General features: G+C 68.8%; 2 protein-coding genes and 1 pseudogene. All 3 read right to left on the bottom strand.

The window, feature by feature from the left end:
- Nucleotides 1-219: pseudogene (locus ACNPM4_RS16935) on the bottom strand (cell division protein FtsZ); the annotation flags it as partial.
- A 187-nt stretch (nt 220-406) separates the two neighbouring features.
- On the bottom strand, nt 407-1,351 hold the full coding sequence (locus tag ACNPM4_RS16930) for a cell division protein FtsQ/DivIB (protein ID WP_448986459.1): 945 nt from the start codon (nt 1,349-1,351) through the stop codon (nt 407-409).
- 2 nt (nt 1,352-1,353) lie between these two features.
- On the bottom strand, nt 1,354-1,823 hold a 470-nt coding region (locus tag ACNPM4_RS16925), incomplete at its 5' end, for a glutamate ligase domain-containing protein (protein ID WP_448986458.1).

Genomic DNA, 1,823 nt, shown 5'->3' with positions numbered 1-1,823 from the left:
TGCGGGGCCCGCGCCGGCACCGAGGCCGCGGGTGAGCTCACGGCCCACATCGAGCTTGACGTCGGCGTCGCTCATCAGCAGCGCCTGCGCGTCGGTGTTGACGGCGATGAACTCGACTCCGCGGAGACCGAGATCGATCATGCGATTGACGGCATTGACGCCGCCACCGCCGACGCCGACGACCTTGATCACGGCGAGGTAGTTCTGGTTCTGGCTCATGGCCGGCCTCCGATTATTCGAGCCTGGAAAAGGGTGAACCTTAAACCTCAACTAGAGGTGTAAAGTATTTCCCGGTATTGCGTTCTCTTTGATCGAAGGTAAGCGCCGCCTGCCTGCGCGCGCGCAATCGCCTGGGCGTGTCGCGCCATTCCCCCCGGGAAAGCCGTCGGCTCGACCTCGAAAGGCGTCAGCCGACGACGGCCACCTCAGGAGAAGTGACGTCGATGGAGGCGGCGTCCGGGTTCTTGACCATGGCTGCCGAGAGGGCGAGCGCCTTGAGCGCAGACTCCTCCGCACTTCCCCAGACCACGGTCAGCCCGGAATCGAGGGTCAGGGTCACATCGTCCGCGGTCGTCGCACGCACACCCGTGAGCGCAGCGCGGACATCTGCCGGCAGCGCGCGCACGACGAGACCCGCGCTCTGGAAAGCACGCGACTCGACGCCGCCGTCGACCTCGATCACCGGCTGTCCCGCCGGCTGATCGGACGTGGTCGAGAGAGCGACTCCCGCGGCATCGACGAGGGTGTACCCGGCACCCGATCGGATGACGCCGACCGGCGTGCGTTCCACGATCCGCACCGTGAGGTCGTGCGGAGGACGCGCTTCGAGTGCGTACGTCTCGATGAGCGGGAACGCCAGCAGCGCAGCCTTCACCTCGCTGGTGTCCACGAGCGCCAGTGGTGTGCCGAGCTGGTCGCCCAGGGCCGCCTCGATGGCGGCGGGGTCGAGGCTCGCGGCCCCGACCACGGAGATCTTCTCCACGGCGAACAACGGGCTGTACGCGGCCGCGACACTGCCCCCGATCAGCAGGACCACGGCGCCGATGCTGCTCAGCCAGACAATCCGCCGACGCCGGGAGCGCTGCGTGAAGCGCCTGATCTCTGAACGGAGGGCCTTGCGACGGGCCCGTGCCGCGCGCCACACGTCGCGCGTCGAGGTCGGCTCGGGACCGTCGCCGACGGTACCCGCGATTGCGTCGGGGGCCGGGAGCTCCGGGATCGAACCTTCCGATTCGTCCGGCACTCCGACGACGTCATCCTTCCGCGCCCGCGGACGTGCCCGCATCTCCGGCGCGGCGCCCTTCTCCGCCGGGTCCTCCGGGGCGGACGGAAGCGGTGCGGGACGGCGCATCGTTACGCCTCGTCGGTCCGGCGCAGCGAATCCAGGACCTGCGGGATGATCTGGTAGACGTTGCCGCAGCCGAGCGTCACGACGAAGTCGCCGTCACGGGCCACCGCGGCGGTGTAGTCGGCCGCCTGCTGCCAGTCGGCGACGAAGTGCACATGCGACGGATCGCGGAACGCCGTGCTCACCAGCTCGCCCGTGACACCGGGGACGGGGTCTTCGCGAGCGCCGTACACGTCGAGCATCACCGTGTGATCGGCGAACTCCTCGAGGACGTCGGCGAACTCCTGATACATGTGCTGTGTGCGGGAGTAGGTGTGCGGCTGCTGGATCGCGATGATCCGTCCCGACCCCGCGATGCTGCGCATGGCCTCGAGCGCCGCCCGCACCTCCGTCGGATGGTGCGAGTAGTCGTCGTAGACCGTGACGCCTCGTTCGACGCCGTGCTGCTCCAGGCGGCGCACGGTCCCGGCGAAGC

Source organism: Microbacterium umsixpiens, assembly GCF_053543675.1.
The sequence above is the reverse complement of the archived record's forward strand: the minus strand, read 5'-3'. Positions and strand labels throughout refer to the sequence as shown.

Excerpts from the sequence above, each read along its gene's own strand:
- ACNPM4_RS16930 (WP_448986459.1), bottom strand. The coding sequence starts at position 1,351 with ATGCGCCGTCCCGCACCGCTTCCGTCCGCCCCGGAGGACCCGGCGGAG.